The organism is Mucilaginibacter sabulilitoris (assembly GCF_034262375.1).
GTDB classification, from domain to species: domain Bacteria; phylum Bacteroidota; class Bacteroidia; order Sphingobacteriales; family Sphingobacteriaceae; genus Mucilaginibacter; species Mucilaginibacter sabulilitoris.
This window is the reverse complement of record NZ_CP139558.1, coordinates 1888029-1907758: the sequence shown is the minus strand read 5'-3', so window position 1 is coordinate 1907758 and position 19730 is coordinate 1888029. Positions and strand designations below refer to the sequence as shown.

Sequence of the window (19730 nt, the reverse complement as noted above, 5' to 3'; positions counted from 1 at the left end):
GCAAATTATTCGATCTACTTAACAATTACCGATTCAATGTTAAGATAATCTCCAATTTTCTTTATCGTTTCTGCATGGTGACCTACACCCAGTGCGAAGTGATGCGTAGGGCCTTCTTTTACCCATTTTTTCAGGAATGTGCGCACATCGGGTTGAAAAAAGCCCCTGGTGTTGGTATTCCCGGTTGGTGGGATGGGCCCCTCAACAGATTCCCCCTCGGTAATAACAAACTTGAATTTACCCTCGTAAGTAGAAGTGATGCTTAACATGGTGATAGGGCCTTCTTTTATCTTAAACTCCACACCTGCGCCGAAGCCGGGCTTACCGTGATATTTTTTCAAACTTCTTAATACGGGTTTTCCCTGTGCAATGGTAATATTATGCGGCCCATCATGTCCAACCAGTATAAAATTCCCGTTAAAATCAACCGGATGAAACTCGGCAAAACTGCCACCGATACTCAGGCGATCCATAATAAACATGGCTATACAGCATTTCAGATCAGACTCGCCGCACATAGGGAAACCTGCGCCCGTGAGCAATGAATTACCCACAATTAAATTGGTCATTACTTTACGAATATCGCTGTTATCTTCACCTTCGTAGTAATACGCCAAGCCGTTCAGCTTTTTCGCTTCAACAAAGCTTTCCAGTGCTACCGAAACGCGGGCTGCTACTTCCAGGTCGGCTGGTTTTAGTTTTTCTGAGATAGGGTCAGATACCGGGTCGGGTGTGTCAAAGAAATCAAGGATACGCCTTTTTTCTGCTTCCACGTCTTCCTGATCTGCTTCGACATATTTAGTCACAATTTCGTTTGCCTCGCATTGTACTATATGCAAACCAAAATGTGCGGTGAGCATGGTAGCATCCGAATGCATATCCAACATAGCTTCTATTGGGTGCCCTACATGCCCTATCCGGGCCGTTTTAAGGTCGTGCAAAACCCGGGCAATGGCGCAATATTCTGCAATTTCTTTTTCGGCCTGCGGGTCATCATGCAGCGTACCAATGATCATCTCAGGCACCTTTTTGCCCATCCGTACCGCTACGCCTGCAAACTCAGGCAGGGCGCAAATATCATCGTTATATAATTGCAGGTGAGTCGAAGCATTGCTATAATCAAGGGCTTTGTCTGGCTGCAAAGCCACCAGCACTATCGGTACGTCTAAATTTTTGATGATCACCCCAAAAGTGCTTGAGGTGGCATAGGTTAGCATGTCGCAAAAAACAAGATCAAGGTTGGCGGCCTTTAATTTGGGCAACAACTCATACGCGCCTGATACATCGTCAACCATACCAAAGTCAATCATCTCTACTTTATTCTTACTTACTTTTTTCAGAAATATATGCTGCTTTTCCATCAACTGATCATAAAGCCCTTCAAACTGGGCCCAGTATTTAAAATATCCCACACCAAATACACCTATCCGGGGTATGGTTTCAACACGGCGTTTAATAACGGGAAGCACCTGGCCATTTTTTACCGGCTCTGCAAGCAATTGCTTATCTATTTCACTCATAATTCAGTTTAATGTATTTTTAACTTATTAACGCACTAACTTTAATATTCAATAACTCTTATTACATCGCAATTAAAGGCGGCTTATGAAGCCAGCTTCAACGAGCTTATTTTAGGGACAAAAACAATAAAGATAACAAACGCCAAAGGGTACAACAGGCCACAGATGATCCACAGCGGGCTATAGGAGTAATGCTGCACTACCCACCCAATAAATGGATTAATGATCAGGCCGGAAAGAGCGCCTGCGGTGCCTGATAGACCAACAACAGTCGAGGTTCCCCTTGCACCAAATACATCTGCTATTGCTGTAATGTAATTGGTGATCCAGAAACCATGCGCAAACAAAAGCACACTCATTAAACCGATAGCCAAAGCCACAGAAGAAACATTTTGCACCAACACAGCAGAAATCGTTAACGCTGCGGCTACACCCATTACCACTTTACGGGCCTTATTTAAGGATATGCGGTTCCTAATCAGCCTGTCAGAGATCCAGCCGCCGAGCATATTAGATACCCCCAGCGCCAAAAATGGGATCCATAACAAATGGCCTATTTCCTCGAAAGAGACACTCCGTTGTTCATTCAGATATTTGGGGATCCAGAACATGACAAAATAAAAGACCGGATCGAGCAAAAATCGCATCAGTATAAAGATCTGTGCCGTTCTGTTTTTAAGGATCTCTACAAACGAAAAAGCTTTTTCTTTAATAATAAGCGGCGCGGTTTCGATCTTCGCATTCTTCCAGGGAATCAACACCCAGGTTATAACCCATGTAATGCCAATAATGCCCGGTATAATAAAACTCCATCGCCAGCCTAAACTGTTTGAAATTAATATGGTTAACGGTGGGGCCAAAACCGCCCCCATTGCCGAGCCGCCTATGGCTATACCATTGGCAAAGGCCCTGTCTTTTTCGCCGAATAGTTCGCTTACTGTTTTGGCTGCACCGGGGAAGCAGCCTCCCTCGCCCATACCCAATAAAAACCTGACGATAATGAGTTGGTAAAAGCCACCTATTACCCCATGCAAACTGCTGGCAACCGACCATATAAGTACCGAAAAGCCCAGGCCAATCTTACCGCCATACAATTCTGTTAACCTGCCCGCTATGGTAAACATGAGCGCGTAGCTGATCAGAAAGCTGGTGTTGATCATGCCGTACTGCACGTTGTTCAGGTTAAATTCCTTCTGAATTTTTATGATGGTAATAGACAGTACTTGTCTGTCCAGAAAGTTTAACCCTGTGGCAATAAAAACCAATATTAAAATTATCCAGCGAAGTTTACTTTTCATGCTTTTTCAGATACCATGTTGCGTTATTGCCTTCCATCAATTACCATTTTTACCTGTTGGTTTATCCGTCATTAAAAAAACCAGCTTCCCTCCTTTAATTAATTCATTATGACTAATAAAAAAATCGCTTAACACTTTACCGTTAAATGTAACTGATTGTACGTATTTATTTGCTTCAGAGATATTGTTTGCAATAATTTCAAGGGTTTTAGGTTGAGGATCTATATTGATGGTTATGATAACTTTAGGAAACTGTGGTGCGCCAATGGCATAAATACCAGATGCCGGTGTCACGGGATAAAAGCCCATAACACTAAAAATATACCATGCCGACATTTGCCCGCAATCGTCATTACCGTTAATGCCCTGCGGCCTGTTAAAATAGTTATTACGTGTTTGTTGCCTCACTAATTCCTGCGTTTTCCATGGCTGCCCGCAATAGTTGTATAAATACACATAGTGATGCCCTGGCTCGTTATTATGGGAATAATGCCCCTCTATAAAATTCTGATCGAGTTTGGCTGCAAATTTTTCATTGCCACCCATCATTTTTATCATCCCCGGGACATCCTGCATCACGCAAAACAGGTAGGTCCAGGGGCTGCCCTCGGTAAAACTGAATTTCATATCCCCGCCCCATTGTCCGTCACGTTTCCGGGGGGTCATAAAGCCGGTTTCCTTGTTGTACAGGTTTTTGTAGTTTTCAGACCATTTAATTAGTTCATCATAATCATTACGTTTACCCAAGCTTTTAGCCACCTGTGCTATGCAATAATCATCCAAAGCATATTCCAGGGTGCGGGAGACAGATTCTTTAGCTTTGTCCGACGGTACATAACCCAAGTTATGATAATAGGTTAAGCCTATCCTTCCTTCAAAACCCAGCCATTCATCCCTGTCGCCTCCCAGTCTGCCGGTATCGCTATCCGGTGGTATCATCGCGTTTTTACGCATGGCGCTGTATGCAAGGTTTACATCATATCCCCTAAAACTCTTTACGTAAGCGTCGGCAATTACGGCGTCGGCATGGGTGCCTATCATGATGTTTGTTTCGGCGGGATTTGGCCACATAGGTAGCCAGCCGCCTTCCTTATACATCTGCAGCATAGATGTAATCATATCGTTGACACGACCTGGCTGTGTAAATATGAGTAAAGGGTGTAATGCGCGGAAGGTGTCCCACAGTGAATAATCGTTATAAGAAACACCTTTGTGTATTTTATCATCAAAAGCGCTGTAGTATTTGCCATACTCTGAAAATTCGCGCGGAAACAGCATGGTATGATACATGGCCGTATAAAAGATAGCTTTCTGATCATCGGTAACGCCATCTATTTTGATCCTTTCCAGGTTTTTTTGCCATTTGCTGCGAGTATCTTGTACAACCCGGTCAAAATCCCACTCGGGTATTTCGTTATCTAAGTTTTGTTTGGCTTGCTTTAAACTGATAAAAGAGGTAGCTATTTTTACTGTAACAACTTCGTTTTTTTTTGTAGCGAAGCTGATATACCCACCTATATTTTTACCATACTGGCTTACTGACCCTTTAGAAATAGTATCCTCGCTCCAGGTGCCATAATCTATAATAGCTTTATCGAACCTAATGATAAAATAACCTTTAAAATTGGGGAGTTCGGGCCCTAAATTATAGGCTGTCCTGTCGGGGTTGTAGCCGCTTATTTGGTTATTAACTTTATCTATATAAACGTAGCCACGCAGTTTGCTGCGTTTGTTTGATCTATTCTGCTTGTCGTCCTCTTCGGGGTTTACATTGATACCATGGATAATAAGGTGGCTTTGTGCCGAAGCCGGGTAGGTGAATTTCATGATACCGCACCTTGCTGTAGCTGCAACTTCTGCTTTTATTGACGCTCCCTGCTGGTTATTCATTTTTACCGAATAATAAGCGGCTGTTGAAACTTCGTCCCGGTGTGTGAATTTCATTTGCCGTTGTTGGGGTTGTACAGCAAGTTTGCCCACCTGCGGCATTATGGACACATAGCCATAATCGCCCATCCAAACTGTTGGCTGGTGGGTAGCTATAACCCCCCGTATGGTAGTATCCTCATAAACATAAGGCATGGCCTTCATTTTATTGGCGCGGGTTTGTGCGGTAAAATTGGTCATGGCGTAAGGCGGACCAACACTAGGCATTGTGCCACCCTTTCCTGCAGCCGGCGTACCAATAAGCGGATTCACATAATCTACAGCCTGCTTTTTTTGCGCTAATACATTTTTGTTACAGAAAACAAAGGCTAGTAAAAATGTTAGTATTATATACTTCATGATTTATTTACCATATCAAACCGCCGTATAGCGGGCCTGCCAGGGTAGTTTGTTCTTATTAGATGATATTCATTTACAAAAAGGGTGAAGCATATTAAATTAAAATTAATAGTACGGGTGACAGGTATGTATTAACTTAATTAAAAACCAGGGAGTCAACAAAATCCCCCACCTTAAAATAGCCTTGCTGTCTATAATTATTTTGATGTATTAAATTACCGTTGATATAAAAATGATCAAATTTTATACCCGACATCCTGTTGTCAGCATCATACCCGTTCAGGTAGACAGCATATCCCGGCAGCTTCGCAGGGATTTTTGCATAAATGTTTTTAAAAACGAAATTATTGATCTTTAAAGGGGTGCGCACAGCCCCCCTGTTCATTCTTATATCAAATACTTTAAAAACTTCTGTATCAAAGTAAATGTCTTTAACTAAGAAATTCTCAATGGTATAACCTGCTACTCCTGCTATATTGCCCATATAGTTTATAAAGCCCGAGTTTTGTGTTTGTGGCGCACTCCATTCTGCATGTACGACGTCACAGTTTTGAATGATGTTGTTACCATTAATATTATGAGGCCGCCACCCTAATTGAATGCAACTTCCACCGCGTAAATGCCAAAAAATACAGTTTTCAATCTTATAGTTGCTGCTACCATTGGCAACAATCCCGTCATCACCAACCCTTATAAAACAATCATCTATGGTATCATTTTTACCGGCTATTGTTATTCCATCATTGTTATACCTAAACCCATGTATTTTTACATTTTTAACAATGGAGCTATCTGCAGCCATAACCAAGTTGAAAGCCGAACCATCAATCAGGGCTATCCCTTCAACCACATGCCCTTTACCGCCATTTATCACAACAGATTTATACCAGCCGCCTGATAACGAGATACGCGGATCGGCAACTTCGGGGTAATGAAAAGCCCATTGATCATTAGAGATAATCCCGCGGCCATTAATTTTCAATGCAGAATTGCCTGTACGATTGGCTAAAATATACCCTCGCAAATAAGCTCCTCCACTTATATAGATCTGCTTAACCGTTGCCGGTACGCGAAAGTATTTAATATTGTAAACGCCGGGACCAAAACATACTACATTTTTGCCGGCAGGTATAATTAAAGAATCGGCAGGCTTTGGGGTATAAACATTAGCAGAAGTTTGCACAGGAATGGTGGAAGCCTGTTCAAGGGTGTCTGCAAAGATCATTAACACCTGCCGGTTTTGGGGATCATCATTAAATTCGACCGAAACTTTCCGCGATCGGTTAAGTGTAAATGTCACCTTACTCCCGGATGCCTCTTTAATGGTGGCAATAGTCCCAAGGCCCACCCTATATGGGCGAATAGTTGCAGCCGTAGCGTTGGAATTAACTTTCGTAACCGATATAGTTACTTTACCTGAAAATGAAAAAGTAGTAAAATGAAAAGATTTGCCTTCCTGCCCCTGCCACTCCCATTTTGGGGCCCCAACAGATGCTTGACTTACATAAACAAAGCTATTTTTTGTAATGCCATTTCTGCTCACCGAAACTTTATACAGATCTGATTTTTTTTCGAAATTGGCTACAGGCTCTGGATAGGTTATTAAAGATTGTGTATTGCCTATCACCGGAAACATTATGCAATAAAATATCACATAAAATGCAATTTTATTCAATACCACGTTTTTGAAATTTATAGATCAATTATTGATTGATAAGAAATAAAAAAACAGCAGAGAAATTTTCTCCGCCGGTTCCGATTTGCACCAAATGTTAAGCCTTGTACTCCAAAATACGCATTTCATGCACCATTTTTAGTGGACATGAGGCCTCTTACTGACTTGTAAATATTCTTATCTATTTCACACCAAATAATCAAGCACTTATATTTTAATAATAAATGCTTGACTATCGGTACATTAAGTATTTTAAACTTAAACACTTGGGCTTCCATAAGCTATGGGATCGAACTCCCTGTCATAATCACCGTTCCTGGTGTCGATTATTCCAATTTTCAGACCCTTTGCTTTTATCGGATCGGTAAAATCACCTGCTGCCTGAAATAAAACATATCTGCCATCCGGGCTAAAAATTGGATGCGCCTCGCCGTGTGCAACATTTAAATATCTTTGGTCTACACCTCCCGACAATATAACCGTATCTTTATTGGCATAAATAATATTGGGTAGTAAATTATCTATAATTTGCACATCAAACCCACTGCCGACCCCGGTCGGTGATGCCTCATCAGTTGAGGCTACCGTCCACCTGCCATTTCTGCTGATGTCTACATGTTGATATCTACCTCCTGCTATCCTATTGGCAAACAAATAATCAGTATTCTTTTTCATAACACCCCTTTGATTTGCCACCCCATCATAAGTGATCGCAACAACAGTTTCTTTGTTGTATCCTGCCTTTTCATGAGACAGGTGCGTTATCCGGGTGGAACTTGGATATACTTGCGGCATATAATTTATTCCATTGGGTGCTTTTAGCCTATGGTACGCCCAAACTCTTTGTGTGTTCTCGCGCTCATGCGGGGGCTGAGGATTCAGAAAAGGTTCATCTTTACTAAACATTATCCAATTAGGATCATAAGACATATAATGGACATGATTTAAATTGAAGGCTTCTTCACAGCATGTTTTTTGAGTTTTTCTGATCAGATCTACTTCGATCAATTGTCGCCTGTACGTATCTCCCGCTTGCTTGGGCACATTTAACGAGAACGCTATCTTTGCGCCATTGGGATGTATTGAACACGCGCTATCTGGTATAGTAGGTTTAAATTGGCCTATAGGCACGGCCTCCCAAATTATTTCCCAATTTATTAAACCAGTGGTGATAAAATCCATGATATTTATACCCCATATCCGTTGGTTGGGCTCATCGGCATGATCTTCTATCTCGGGAGAAACGAAATATCCGGACTCGTAATGAACATCCCAATAGCCCCCGATCAGAGTGTTTCCGTTTGGCAAATTAGGAAACAAGGTAAACACATCCCTTTGTAAATCGTATACATGTAAAGATGGGGATGAATCAGATATATTGACTTGCTTTCTGATAACCATGTATCTGCCGCCTCCAAAAAAACCGTTGTAGTGAGGATAAGTTAAATATCCATAATAGGGGCTATCCCATAACCACCTTAATCTAGGTTTGTTCATGATATTAAAGTTGTTTTTAAAGTGCCTGAATCGTCTACTGAAATTCTATATTTACTTCCGTTAGGGGATTTTAATACTATTGCCTCAAGATTGAGATCGCCGTTAGCATACAATACAGCCGCATTTTTCCTGTTTCTGCCGTCAGTGCCGTTACCTATGATAAAAAGCGGCTTATCGGACGTTTGACTATCTTCTATATCGGGCTCTGTTAATATGGGGTCGTTATAACTTCCGGCTACAAAACATCTTGCCGACCTGTTTATGTTACCTTTTCCAAAAGTGGCGCCCGCGTAACTCTCCGTTATGTTACCGTCATTAGCCGTGAAAGCTGTTTCTGCTATTGATAAGGTATTATATCCAAAATTGGCCGCTCTTCTTTTATTTGCCCTGGCGTTCTCCCCGGCAGCAAACGCACCATCTCCGGTAGCGTTAGATTGTTTTCCGAATGTAGTTGCTGCACCTTCAGACGCCGCATTTCTCATGCCGCCTGTAAAAGAGCCATCACCCTCAGCATTATTATCTATACCGGCCGTAAATGCATACCTCCCGGCAGCGGTATATTTTCCAAAAGCAACGCCGTAGTCTTTTAAGGCAACGGCCCTGTCGCCAAAAGAAAACGAATGGAAACCTATGTTGGCTGCAGTTCTTTCAAGTCCTTTGAATACGCCATTTGTAAAAGCCTGTTTATCTAAAGAGTATGATTCCACGAAGCCTTCGATCGTTGGCTCGGTTTCTTCAGTTCCATTTGGTGTGTAATCGTCGTCTGTAAACGTTTTCTCTTTCACCTCAAATTTCGAGACTCCGCGATAGGGTATAACGAGTTCTGGAAGTACCTGCCCTTTAACGAACTGACAGGTATTTACCCTTGACCAGGTACCTTCAATAACTGCAATAACAAACCTTACACCCCTTATGGTAGAGTCATCATCTATAAGTATGGTCCTTGCAGTTGTTGTTTTGACCGGTGTAATAACTCCCACAAATACCCCGTTTGCATCATACCCAAAAATTGGTGCATCATACGTCTGAAAACTTTTTGTATAATATTCACCGGGCTCCACCGGGATAGGGTCGTTTACACAAATATATCCGGCTGCGGGGGTCGGGTAATTTGCGCCCACACCTCCGGAAAAAATACCCGTATTGGGTAATACATTCCCTGGGTCCAATAAATTAGGGCTATCGATATACTCAATATCGCTATCGTTATGGTAATCTCCGATGTTAACTGAAGAAACCCTTTTTAGCCTTTTGCCGGTATTTGTAATTATAATGTGAATGCCGTCATCCACAGATGTAGTATCTGCGGGATCAAATTTCCACATGATTTCCTGCTCGCTATCTTTTGACGCTATATAGTTATATACCTCAACTTCTGCGTTAGAAGAACCTCGGATATTATCCAGAGTTTTTTGTAAAATTTCATTTTTGTTTATAGCTCTTCTGATATAGGTGCCGTCAACAAGTTTTTTGAATAGCACTCCATCGCATTTACTGTCATCCATTGGAGTCCCATCAGCATATACCGAAGTTTCTAAATAAGAGACTACTTCGCCAGTACTTGAATCGAGGACATTGCTATAAATATCGTCTGTTTTAAAAATTACTTTTGTCATAACTAAATTTCAAAAAATTCAGGATCATTTGATAAAACCGGTTCGCAACAATCTCCCTGCTGCTGAACATCATTCAATGCTGACTCTTTAATTTCTGGTATTTTTGGTTCTTCCATGGTTAAAAAATAAATATTTGAGCGAATAAGATGATTATTTATTTGATGCAATAGTTGACTTCCTGTTTCGTCTACAACGGCACTTTATAGTTGGTTATATTATAGAGATTTCTCGCTTAAAAAAAGGGTGAAGCGATATCAAAATAAAATTCTTCGGATACAACCCGTTTTGCAGGCCGATATCCGAAGCAGTTTGCCTTAAATAAGAGCAGTATGAGGACCAAAAAGGTTGAAGGATTCAAATAAACAGGTGGGGGTTTATTTCTTATCCAGGTCAAAAAATGAAGAACTATTATATTCGTGGTTTGCAATTATCGCAAATTTGTATTCCTCCCCTCCATATGTCAACTCCTGCAAACTATTCACAAATTCAATTAGTCTCGTTTTTTTCTTACGGGCCATTTCAATGAATTTATTGGAATGATCCAAAGTTTTCGAAATGACGATGATGGATCAATATTCCAGACATTAAAGATGGCATGGCTGGTAAGAGCCTTGATGAAATCATAACACTCACTGGTCTAAGCCGCCCGGTAGTCAATAAGTGGCGTCAGCGTTTTCGTCGGTACGGCATCGATGGATTGCAGGATGCGGTCCGGCAATATCTGCTCAATCGTATCAATTATCAGATGGACGCTTTAAGTAAGCAAAATCGAATCAAATCGGTTTTCGTGAGTTTTGCATGGTATAGTATTTGAAAATAAAGGCATTGTACGGGCGTTTGGACCCGAGCAGCTACTGCGGTATACACACACTTGAGTTCTTGTCGCAGTTGCCCGATCTCCCTGAAAGTTACTGCAATCCGGAATTTAGACTGAGACAAACGGGAATACAAACCCTGCTGATGCTCACGATCACAAATTCTCAGACGGAACGATTCGGCAGCACCTGAACCTATATTGAGGGCAAACCATGCAATTAATCAAACGGCAGGTTTTAAGTGAAAATACCTATTGCATCTATTAATAATTAATAATAGTTTTCTCAAAAAGTGTTTCTTTTTTCAAATGGTAGATAAGTCAACTTTATTCATATGAAATTAAAATTGTCCTGTTCTCTGGGCAACTTGACATAAACGATAGAAAAATGATTATAGCATCAAAACAATATCTTCTGAACGGTGCAGATATAGTCTGCACCGATGTGTTTAAAAAGTTCAGCACCCTGGTAGGAATCCAGCTTGATAACCGCGACTTAGTCGTGTTTACCATTCATATAGGCACTACATCAGGTGGTAGTGAAATTGGGGATTTTACACTTGATGGAACAGCCGCAAATTTTTTCTCCATAAACCAGGCGTTTGATAGCGCGCAGACGGTTTATATTTCTGGGTTAACAGGGCATGATACAGATGTATCTCTTGTTTACTATCAATTGGATGAAAATAGGGTAACATTTTCAAATGAAGTATTCGATATTTAACAATGAAAAGAGCAAACGATACACTTTACGATGTACTGGATCGGTATACGGGTGATTATACAACTTACGAAAAAGTAACCACTGATACAGATGGAACTGGTATGACCGATGCCAAATGTGATGGGGTGTTATATAAAAAGCTTATAACCAATGGTGTTACGGAATATTTTCGGGCAGCGGGGATACCGGTACTCGATGTAATGCAATTCGGTGCTACCGGATCTCCCAGCGGAGATGACAGTGAAGCTTTTGCAAAAGTGATCGAATGGGTTGGCCGTCATAAAAACACGATTGAAGGACTCAGTACTGACGCCATTACCTTATCTATCCGGTGCAATTCACCGACAGGTGTTTTTAGAATTGCCCAGCCACAGAAAATGATGGCTCAGGCGGTAGCCATTGGTGGAGGCAGAAGGATTGGGTTACGATATTTCAGCGACAACAGAACAGCAATTAAGTTCGATGCCCCGGAATCAGCCCCCGCGAATACAGACGAAGACGTTATCCTGATGTATAATGGAAATCAGTTCCAGTATGTACGGTTTGAAAGATTAAAGTTTATAGGTACCAATGCCAAGCATGTGTTGCTTTACAGTTCTGCCAACGGTGGAGCTCAGGACTATATGTTTCACGATTGCGATTTTTTTGGAACCTGGAAAAATCAAATTAAAGTAAGAGGATCTAATGGAGCTAATAATAACAGCGAATGGAAGTTTGAAGCCTGCGCTTTTTCACTGAATTGCAAAACGCTGTGGGATATAGCGGATAGTGATCAGTTTTTGAATTTCTGGGCATCGAAATGTAAGTTTTGGCTGAGTGACGGCGAACATATCAGATGTACTAAAGGCGGACATTTTGCTTTTTGGGGTTGTGATTGGAGCGGCCTGACTCCTGAAAAGCCAGTTGAGGCAAATACTTCTTATTTGTTTAACTTGTTAGGAAACACAAGAGCGCGGGGTGTATGCAGCTTTACTATCCATCATGGGCGATTTGAACATAAAACGATCTATAGCAGCCTGATGTATTGTGAGTGGAATATAGGCAATGTAACGTTTGATAATGTGGATTGTGGCTCGCAGGCCAGCTTGGTTACCGGCATCAACGACACAACTCAGGTATATTTCAATCCGGGTACTACAGGAGGGCCGATTGTTTCTTTTAACAACTGTTCTTTAATCGGCAGACATCAGTACGATAGAATATCTGGTCCGAATTACTCTGCGGCAGGTTCCAGTATAGCATATTATAAGGGATGTAATTTTGAATTGACTAATAACTTGGATTCGCGGTTTGTCTTTGGCGGCTCTTCAACCATAGGAACGCAATGGATAGCGGTTGTAGAGGACAGTAAATCAACAACTACTAAAACATCAAGCGGAGCTTATAAGATCTATACGATTAATGCTAATTATAATGCGATAGGAATGTCAGGAGCCAATATCCGTCCACATATTGTTTGTGCTACCGGAGCAGATAAAAAGCTTCCTTTTACGAATGGCGTACTGGGAATCGACCTGCCTCTTGGCGCAAGAATCAGAAATGTCGTATTATATATCGAAGGAAATACGGTTACTGATAGTTATAATTACAACCTGGAAGATGGAGCTGGCAATATTATTTTGTCGCTTTCCGGTACTGATGCATCGGTTAACAATAACAACGAAGCGACACGTTTTATCAGCGTAACAACAGCTAACAGATCTTTTATAATCAGGGATATAGCAAATCAGGTAAATGCTAAAATCGGTGCATGTCTTATAACTTATATATAACCTGTGGTGTTTGTAAAAAATAGGTTTATTTTTTAGACTGTTATGAGCAGCCGGAGCGTGGATTTCATTTTATATATTATTACTGTTGTTGATCTATGCGCTGGTTTGAATCCGGCTGCTGCAAAAATATTGAGCAGGCCCATCGCCTTGACAATTTTGATGTAGTCGTTTACTTTTTGATCGAACTGACGCTAAATTGCCTCCATAGCATAACGAATCCTGTTCCAAGCAGCAAAATCCGGATTGTATTTGGATGATAAAAATGAATAAAAGTTAAAATTGAGATAATCATAAATCGACGCCAACTTATAAAATGGCGCATTGGATGTCATAAACTTCGCAACACTGGTGTAATCCGAAGACTCCAGAAAAGAGAATAAGGAGCGTTCGTTTTGTCTACCCGTGCCGGATGCACAAAAAAAGGGATCATACCTGCGGTACAATCCCTTTTTTAATATTTTATAGCTATGATTAGCTTAAGCCATTAACAAATTTAGTAAGCTTTGATTTATTGTTTGAAGCTTTGTTTTTGTGAATAACGTTCTTTTTAGCTAAACGGTCTAACATAGAGATCACTTTACCTAAAAGAGCAGATGCATCAGCTTTGGTAGTGGTGTTTCTTAATTTCTTAATAGCGTTCCTGGTTGTTTTAGCCTGGTACCTGTTGCGCAGACGCTTCGCAGCGTTTGACCTGATTCTTTTTAAAGACGATTTATGATTTGCCATTGTATAGCTTTGTTATTCTTTTTCTATTTATTTTAAGGACTGCAAATATAGGTTGATAAATTTAATTATGCAAGTGGTTTTTTATTAAAATTTCAAAGTTATATAAACTGTGTTTACCTGCATGGCATTGATATAGTTATTATCAGGTAATCAGGCTATTTTAATTGCTTGCCAGCAATCCCTGCTGAAGATTAAGCCTTACGCATTATAATTTCTTCCATTTAAAATACCATGGAAAGCCGCTAATGTAACCTAATGTTGGTTTCTTTTTAGTTTAGATATCAATATTAACACGATGGCCAGGGGAATAACAGCGATAAGAAAATTAATGCCAACCATATTATCCCCATAAGGAATGATTCCGGCAATACACCATGTTAAAATAGTAATACCAATATATATGCCGGTTAACTTCAGTTTCTGTCTTCCGCTTATTTTTATGACGGCCATTAATGCTGCAAATACAATAAATGAAAGCAATTGCAGAAAAACCGGAACTAAAGCTTCCTCACCATGGGCATACGCAAACACAGGCAGCATAGACAGGATCAGTGAAAGCTTAAATTTTATATCTTCCATTTTAACGGCCCATCAAACCACTTTCAATCAAATGCTCCATTACCTGCTTAAAATCAAGGAATAGTTTATCGGCAAGGGTTAATTTGTGATGCTCATTGGTATTGCTTTGAATAGCAAAACAGGTTAGGCCGGCGGCCTTTGCCGATTTAACGCCGTTTATAGTGTCCTCAAAAACCAGACATTCTTCTTTTTGCAGTCCCAGCTTTTCAACACATACCAGGTAACTTTCAGGGTCGGGCTTACTTTTGGCAACCTCCGTTCGGGTAATGATCAATTTAAAATACCTACCTAAACCATTTCTTTCAAAGATAGCTTCCACATCCTGCCGCGGACTTGAGGTGACCAACGCCAGCGTTAAACCCTCTTTGTGGAAATATTCCAGTACATCAGCCACATAAGGCATCAGGTTAACATCTTTTGTTTTCAGGCGTTCAAGGGTTAGCTTCTCGCGCTTTTCAATGATCTGCTGTAGCGGAGTTGCAATGCCAAACTTTTTGATAAGGCGGCCCGCATTGGCTGGCATCGGAACGCCGGCATAATTATCCAGCCAGTCGTTGTATGTTAATTTGGCATCAAATTCCTCTAAAATTTCGTTCCAGCATTCAAAATGAAAAAACTCAGAATCTATTAATGTACCGTCGAGGTCAAATAATAAAGCTTTCAAAGCCATTTATAATTAGGTTTAGATAGTAAAGTTATAAACTTTGTTATTTAATTAATTTGAAACTCAAAACTAAAGGCCATATTTATGTCCATGAAACTCGCATTATTTTAAGTTTATCAGGCATTTGTTTCATGCTACTGTGTTCATCATGGGGATTCTTTGCGCATTACCGCATTAACCGGCTGGCAGTTTTTACGCTACCTAAGGCTATGTCGGTTTTTTACAAGGCCAATGATTATATTACAGAACACGCCGTGAGTGCCGACAAACGTCGTTATGTTGACTCTACTGAGGCCCCACGTCATTTTTTTGATGCCGATCATTATGGCAAAAAGCCCTTTGCCACCAATGCCCCAGCGATGGACAGATGCCGCTACTAAATATTCGGCAGATACTTTAGATAAATATGGCACCGTACCATGGACCTTCAATAACAATATTACAAGCTGGTGCGCGCCTTTAAAACTCATGATACTACGGCAATACTCAATACCTCGGCCAACCTGGGTCATTACATTGCCGACGCCCATGTACCGCTTCATCTTACCGAAAACTATAATGGGCAGCTTACCGGCCAAACAGGTATACATACCTTGTGGGAAAGCCGTATACCCGAACTATTTGGCAACCGCTATAATTATTTTGTGGACAGAGCCCGTTACATTGAAAACCAATTGGCCGAAGCCTTTAAAATTTGCGGGACATCATTTAAGAGCGTTGATACCGTATTACGTTTTGAGCGCATACTGAACAAAACTTTCCCGGCCGACAAAAAATATAACCTTGTGCAACATAGGAAAACGAGCAATTACCGATTATTCCATTGCTTATAGTCTGGCCTACCAAAAAATGTTGAAGGGAATGGTAGAGCAGTAAATGCGTTCGTCGATACTTTCGATAGGCAGTTTCTGGTATTCGGCCTGGGTAGACGCGGGGCAGCCCGATCTGGGTAAACTGATAAAACAGCCTCTCGCTCCTGATGAAAAAATCAACCTGCAAAGAGAGGAAGCGTTATACCGAACCGGAAAATGCACTTACCAGATAACCCAGTAAATCATTTAAAGGTTGCACCTACGGAGCAAATGATTACTCTAATAACATTCTACAAACATGCAGCTCCTAATGGAACATGTAAGTCAGTTTACAGAAATTACTTAGCGGTAGCCTTTTTATTTGCCTTACTCTTGATAGCCGCATAAATTGGCGGGACTACTGATACAAGTATAATGGCCATCACCACCAGCGTAAAGTTTTGCTTGATAACCGGTATGTTCCCGAAAAAGAACCCGATAAACAAAAAGCTAAGCACCCACAAAGTGCCACCTATAATATTATATAAACTATAACGCATAAACGGCATGCGCCCCACCCCTGCCACAAAGGGTGCTATAGTCCTGATGATAGGCAAAAACCTGCTGAATATTACAGCCTTGCCGCCATGCTTGTCAAAAAAGGCTTTGGTATTGAGGTAGTATTCTAACTTTAATATTTTATTATTTTCTTTAAAAACTTTGGGCCCTAAATAATTACCCAGCAGGTAATTAACGGTATTACCCACAAATGCGGCTATCACCAGTAATAGGGCGATTAAAGAAATATCCAAACCGGTTTGTCCTGTGGCAATGAGGGCGCCGGCAGCAAATAATAATGAATCGCCGGGCAGAAAGGGAGTAACTACAAAACCTGTTTCGGCAAAAATTATAGCAAACAGGATAAGGTATGTCCATCCTTGGTAATCTCTGGTGATCTGGCTCAGGTGCACATCAATATGCAAAATAAAATCGATGATGGTTTTGATTACTTCCACAGTTTTAAATTTTGCCCAAAAATAGGAATATAAAAGTAACGGAGGCTATTGTGTTATCTTTTCGAGCAAATTATTGGTTAATACATTCACGCCAAATGCAACCGAATCTGAACGCCCAACAAGGCCCTGCGTATAAATGGTATAGGCACGACCATCTTGTATGGTCACATTGGGGAGTGTGTATTCAATTTTCCCGGGCGTAGCGTGGGCATTTATCGTAAAATTATAATTACCCACTGGGAGCTGAATATAAGAAGTTAGTTTATTGAAAGCCACCGTGTTAAACGCCACCGTATCATTAGCCCGCAGATCGAGACTTGGCGAACCCGGGGAAGCGTTTATAAATCTAACCTTACCCCGTCCTATTGCGGGCAGGGTCACTGTATCAAGCGATAGAATAGAATTATTTATAGAGGTATCTTTATCATTCCTGTAACCCGTAATAAACAGGGTATATTTGGCATTAGCTTTTAATGCCGAATCGATAATTAATACCCTCACGGGAGCATTTGCGGAGGTACGCATCTCCATCGGCGGCCTGAGCGTTGAAATGAAAAAATAACCCGAATTGGTAGGGTAACTGTAAATAGCTGTACTTTCCTTTATAAAATTCAGATACAGGTTTAACGGCCCGACATCCGGACTTAAATTTAAAATCTGCAGCTGTGTATTTAATCCGGAGGGATTGGCATTTGCGCCTTTACCGCATGACGATATAAATGGGAGCAGTACAATACCCACTGTAATCAAAAACAATGAAACCAATAAACCGCTTTTATTTTGAGTAGCCATTAAAGAATATTTTATTGATTATTTACCAATCTGGTATTAAGATTTGCGATACCTCCTGAGCCCAATGTTCCATAACTATATATAGTATAAATGCCCCCGCTATTAAACGTTAAGGTATCTATTTTAGGATCTGCGGGCGCCGATGATTTGTAAACATTCAGGATAAGTTCTCCGCTCTGTGTTGCTATAAAATTGGTTGTTTTTTTATATTCTACGTCTTTAAACTCAGAAGGTGTGATAACCGTGCTGTTTGCGTCGCTACTGTGGAACGAGACACCAAGCAACCCCGCATCCGGCGAGGCGTTTACAAACCTAACCATTATTGAATCTGGCCCCGGCGATTCGAAAACATCAGTAGTTGAGAAAGTATCTCCGGCGGTTGGCCCTATGTACAGTGAATATAGTTTACCTGTATCAAGCGCTAATGGTAACGAGAACAGCGGATCTGAATTTCCAGCAACTTTAATCTGAAGGTTCTGTGTTCCTGCCAGTACGGGTATGTAGCCCAATGTCCCACCGGGAATGTAACTACCCGTATTATTAAGCCTGGTACCGTTCTGATAAAAATTTATGGTATTATTTGACACATTAACCACGTTAAGATTTGTAGTTAATCTGGCTTGAGGCCTGTCATCATTTTTTTTACAGGACGACAAATACAAACCGACAGCAACAATGAACAAAATTTTAATCCTGATATCCATATATAATTATAAGCTATATAACTGCATGCCGTAATTTTTGGTATTCGCAGCGAACAAAAAAGTCCGGTTTTTAAAAGCCGGACTTAGTTTTGGATTTATAATTTAAGTTTACACTTAAGCATAGCTATTGAGCATTACCGGCATAACCAGCATCAGCACATCTTCATTTTCATCACCACCTTGTGGCAGCAATAATCCGGCACGGTTAGGTGTCGACATTTCCAAAGATACTTCTTCGCAACTTAAATTCTTCAACATTTCTATTAAAAAACGTGCATTAAAGCCAATTTCCATGTCATCTCCCTCATACTGACAGCTTAAACGCTCATGCGCTTCGTTGGCAAAATCAATATCTTCTGATGATATATTCAGTTCGCTGCCGTTAATTTTCAGCCTTACCTGGTGGGTGGTTTTGTTGGCATAAATAGCCACACGGTTTAATGAACCCAGAAAAGTAAGCCTGTCTATACTTAATTTATTAGGGTTAACCTGCGGTATTACCGCTTCATAATCAGGGTAACGCTCGTCAATCAGGCGGCAAACCAGGTTAATATTACCAAATTTGAAAAACGCGCTGGTAGAGTTATACTCAACAGATACATTCACGTCATCAGTTGGCAATGACGATTTAAGCAATGTTAACGCCTTTTTAGGCAATATGAACGATGTAGTGCTCGCGGCTTTGGCATCCTTCCGGCGGTAGCGTACCAGCTTATGCGCATCGGTGGCTACAAAGGTAAGGTGCTGGGTACTTAACTGGCAGTAAACACCGGTCATAGCCGGGCGCAGCTCATCATTACTTACGGCGAAAATGGTTTTGTTTATAGCTTCGGCCAAAACTGAGGCCGGTAAATTTACCGACGAAGCATTTTCAACTACGGGTATTTTCGGAAAATCTTCACCATTCTCTCCGCTCAGTTTGTATTTTCCGTCACCTGCGTTAATTTCAATAGCAAACGTGTTATCATCTACAGAAAATGCTACGGGTTGTTCCGGTAACGATTTTAGAGTCTCTAACAAAATACGCGATGGTATCGCAATACGACCGTTCTCTTTAGCTTCAACAGTTAAAGAGGTGGTCATGCTGGTTTGCAGGTCGGTTGCAGAAATGGTTAAGTTTCCATCCTTTATCTCGAACAAAAAGTTTTCCAGTATCGGCAACACGGTACTGTTACTTAAAGCGCCGCTTACTGCCTGCAATTGTTTGAGTAATGTTGATGTAGAAACAATAAATCTCATATGGGTCTATTTAATCA

The 19730-nt window shown here is 40.9% G+C and carries 19 protein-coding genes; 6 read left to right on the top strand and 13 right to left on the bottom strand.

Annotated features, from left to right (window positions below; genetic code table 11):
- Positions 1 to 14: 14 nt before the first annotated feature.
- From SNE25_RS08200 to SNE25_RS08175, 6 genes are all read right to left on the bottom strand, one after another.
- Positions 15 to 1520, bottom strand: coding sequence for an L-fucose/L-arabinose isomerase family protein (locus tag SNE25_RS08200; protein ID WP_321564613.1), 1506 nt, complete (start codon positions 1518 to 1520; stop codon positions 15 to 17).
- Between the two features lie 83 nt (positions 1521 to 1603).
- Positions 1604 to 2818, bottom strand: a complete 1215-nt coding sequence (locus tag SNE25_RS08195) for an MFS transporter (protein WP_321564612.1) — start codon at positions 2816 to 2818, stop codon at positions 1604 to 1606.
- A 36-nt stretch (positions 2819 to 2854) separates the two neighbouring features.
- Complete coding sequence (locus SNE25_RS08190) at positions 2855 to 5104, bottom strand: GH92 family glycosyl hydrolase (RefSeq protein WP_321564611.1); 2250 nt, start codon at positions 5102 to 5104, stop codon at positions 2855 to 2857.
- Positions 5105 to 5240: 136 nt separating this feature from the next.
- The gene (locus SNE25_RS08185; RefSeq protein WP_321564610.1) at positions 5241 to 6740 is read right to left on the bottom strand and encodes a glycoside hydrolase family protein; all 1500 of its coding nucleotides are present in this window, start codon (positions 6738 to 6740) and stop codon (positions 5241 to 5243) included.
- A gap of 297 nt (positions 6741 to 7037) precedes the next feature.
- Positions 7038 to 8276 carry a hypothetical protein gene (locus tag SNE25_RS08180; RefSeq protein WP_321564609.1) on the bottom strand — a complete coding sequence of 413 codons (1239 nt, stop codon included), beginning with the start codon at positions 8274 to 8276 and terminating at the stop codon, positions 7038 to 7040.
- Positions 8273 to 9892: a hypothetical protein gene (locus SNE25_RS08175; protein ID WP_321564608.1), complete on the bottom strand. Its 1620-nt coding sequence runs from the start codon at positions 9890 to 9892 to the stop codon at positions 8273 to 8275. Before SNE25_RS08175 ends, SNE25_RS08180 begins: the two co-directional genes overlap by 4 nt.
- Positions 9893 to 10487: 595 nt before the next feature.
- Here SNE25_RS08175 and SNE25_RS31835 point away from each other — a divergent pair.
- The 3 genes from SNE25_RS31835 (at position 10488) to SNE25_RS08165 (ending at position 13202) form a co-directional block, all read left to right on the top strand.
- The gene (locus SNE25_RS31835) at positions 10488 to 10706 is read left to right on the top strand and encodes a helix-turn-helix domain-containing protein (protein ID WP_407666997.1); all 219 of its coding nucleotides are present in this window, start codon (positions 10488 to 10490) and stop codon (positions 10704 to 10706) included.
- A 388-nt stretch (positions 10707 to 11094) separates the two neighbouring features.
- Positions 11095 to 11430, top strand: coding sequence for a hypothetical protein (locus SNE25_RS08170; RefSeq protein WP_321564607.1), 336 nt, complete (start codon positions 11095 to 11097; stop codon positions 11428 to 11430).
- A gap of 2 nt (positions 11431 to 11432) precedes the next feature.
- Complete coding sequence (locus SNE25_RS08165) at positions 11433 to 13202, top strand: hypothetical protein (RefSeq protein WP_321564606.1); 1770 nt, start codon at positions 11433 to 11435, stop codon at positions 13200 to 13202.
- A 471-nt stretch (positions 13203 to 13673) separates the two neighbouring features.
- Here SNE25_RS08165 and rpsT read toward each other — a convergent pair whose 3' ends face one another.
- The 3 genes from rpsT to SNE25_RS08150 form a co-directional block, all read right to left on the bottom strand.
- A complete protein-coding gene (rpsT, locus tag SNE25_RS08160; RefSeq protein WP_076374856.1) occupies positions 13674 to 13928 on the bottom strand; it encodes a 30S ribosomal protein S20 in 255 nt (84 codons plus the stop codon).
- Between the two features lie 252 nt (positions 13929 to 14180).
- Positions 14181 to 14507, bottom strand: coding sequence for a hypothetical protein (locus SNE25_RS08155; protein WP_321564605.1), 327 nt, complete (start codon positions 14505 to 14507; stop codon positions 14181 to 14183).
- A 1-nt stretch (position 14508) separates the two neighbouring features.
- Positions 14509 to 15177: an HAD family hydrolase gene (locus SNE25_RS08150; protein WP_321564604.1), complete on the bottom strand. Its 669-nt coding sequence runs from the start codon at positions 15175 to 15177 to the stop codon at positions 14509 to 14511.
- Positions 15178 to 15302: 125 nt separating this feature from the next.
- On the opposite strand from SNE25_RS08150, the gene SNE25_RS08145 reads away from it, so the two are divergent.
- The 3 genes from SNE25_RS08145 (at position 15303) to SNE25_RS08135 (ending at position 16224) form a co-directional block, all read left to right on the top strand.
- Positions 15303 to 15551 (top strand): phospholipase C/P1 nuclease family protein, encoded by a 249-nt coding sequence (locus SNE25_RS08145; protein ID WP_321564603.1) that lies wholly within the window; start codon positions 15303 to 15305, stop codon positions 15549 to 15551.
- 69 nt (positions 15552 to 15620) lie between these two features.
- On the top strand, positions 15621 to 16004 hold the full coding sequence (locus SNE25_RS08140; RefSeq protein ID WP_321564602.1) for a phospholipase C/P1 nuclease family protein: 384 nt from the start codon (positions 15621 to 15623) through the stop codon (positions 16002 to 16004).
- Between the two features lie 43 nt (positions 16005 to 16047).
- Positions 16048 to 16224 (top strand): hypothetical protein, encoded by a 177-nt coding sequence (locus SNE25_RS08135; RefSeq protein ID WP_321564601.1) that lies wholly within the window; start codon positions 16048 to 16050, stop codon positions 16222 to 16224.
- Between the two features lie 97 nt (positions 16225 to 16321).
- Here SNE25_RS08135 and SNE25_RS08130 read toward each other — a convergent pair whose 3' ends face one another.
- The 4 genes from SNE25_RS08130 to dnaN form a co-directional block, all read right to left on the bottom strand.
- Positions 16322 to 16978 carry a DedA family protein gene (locus SNE25_RS08130; protein WP_321564600.1) on the bottom strand — a complete coding sequence of 219 codons (657 nt, stop codon included), beginning with the start codon at positions 16976 to 16978 and terminating at the stop codon, positions 16322 to 16324.
- A gap of 45 nt (positions 16979 to 17023) precedes the next feature.
- Positions 17024 to 17770, bottom strand: a complete 747-nt coding sequence (locus SNE25_RS08125) for a DUF4397 domain-containing protein (RefSeq protein ID WP_321564599.1) — start codon at positions 17768 to 17770, stop codon at positions 17024 to 17026.
- An 11-nt stretch (positions 17771 to 17781) separates the two neighbouring features.
- On the bottom strand, positions 17782 to 18474 hold the full coding sequence (locus SNE25_RS08120; protein WP_321564598.1) for a DUF4397 domain-containing protein: 693 nt from the start codon (positions 18472 to 18474) through the stop codon (positions 17782 to 17784).
- A 114-nt stretch (positions 18475 to 18588) separates the two neighbouring features.
- Positions 18589 to 19713: a DNA polymerase III subunit beta gene (gene dnaN, locus SNE25_RS08115; protein ID WP_321564597.1), complete on the bottom strand. Its 1125-nt coding sequence runs from the start codon at positions 19711 to 19713 to the stop codon at positions 18589 to 18591.
- Positions 19714 to 19730: the final 17 nt, after the last annotated feature.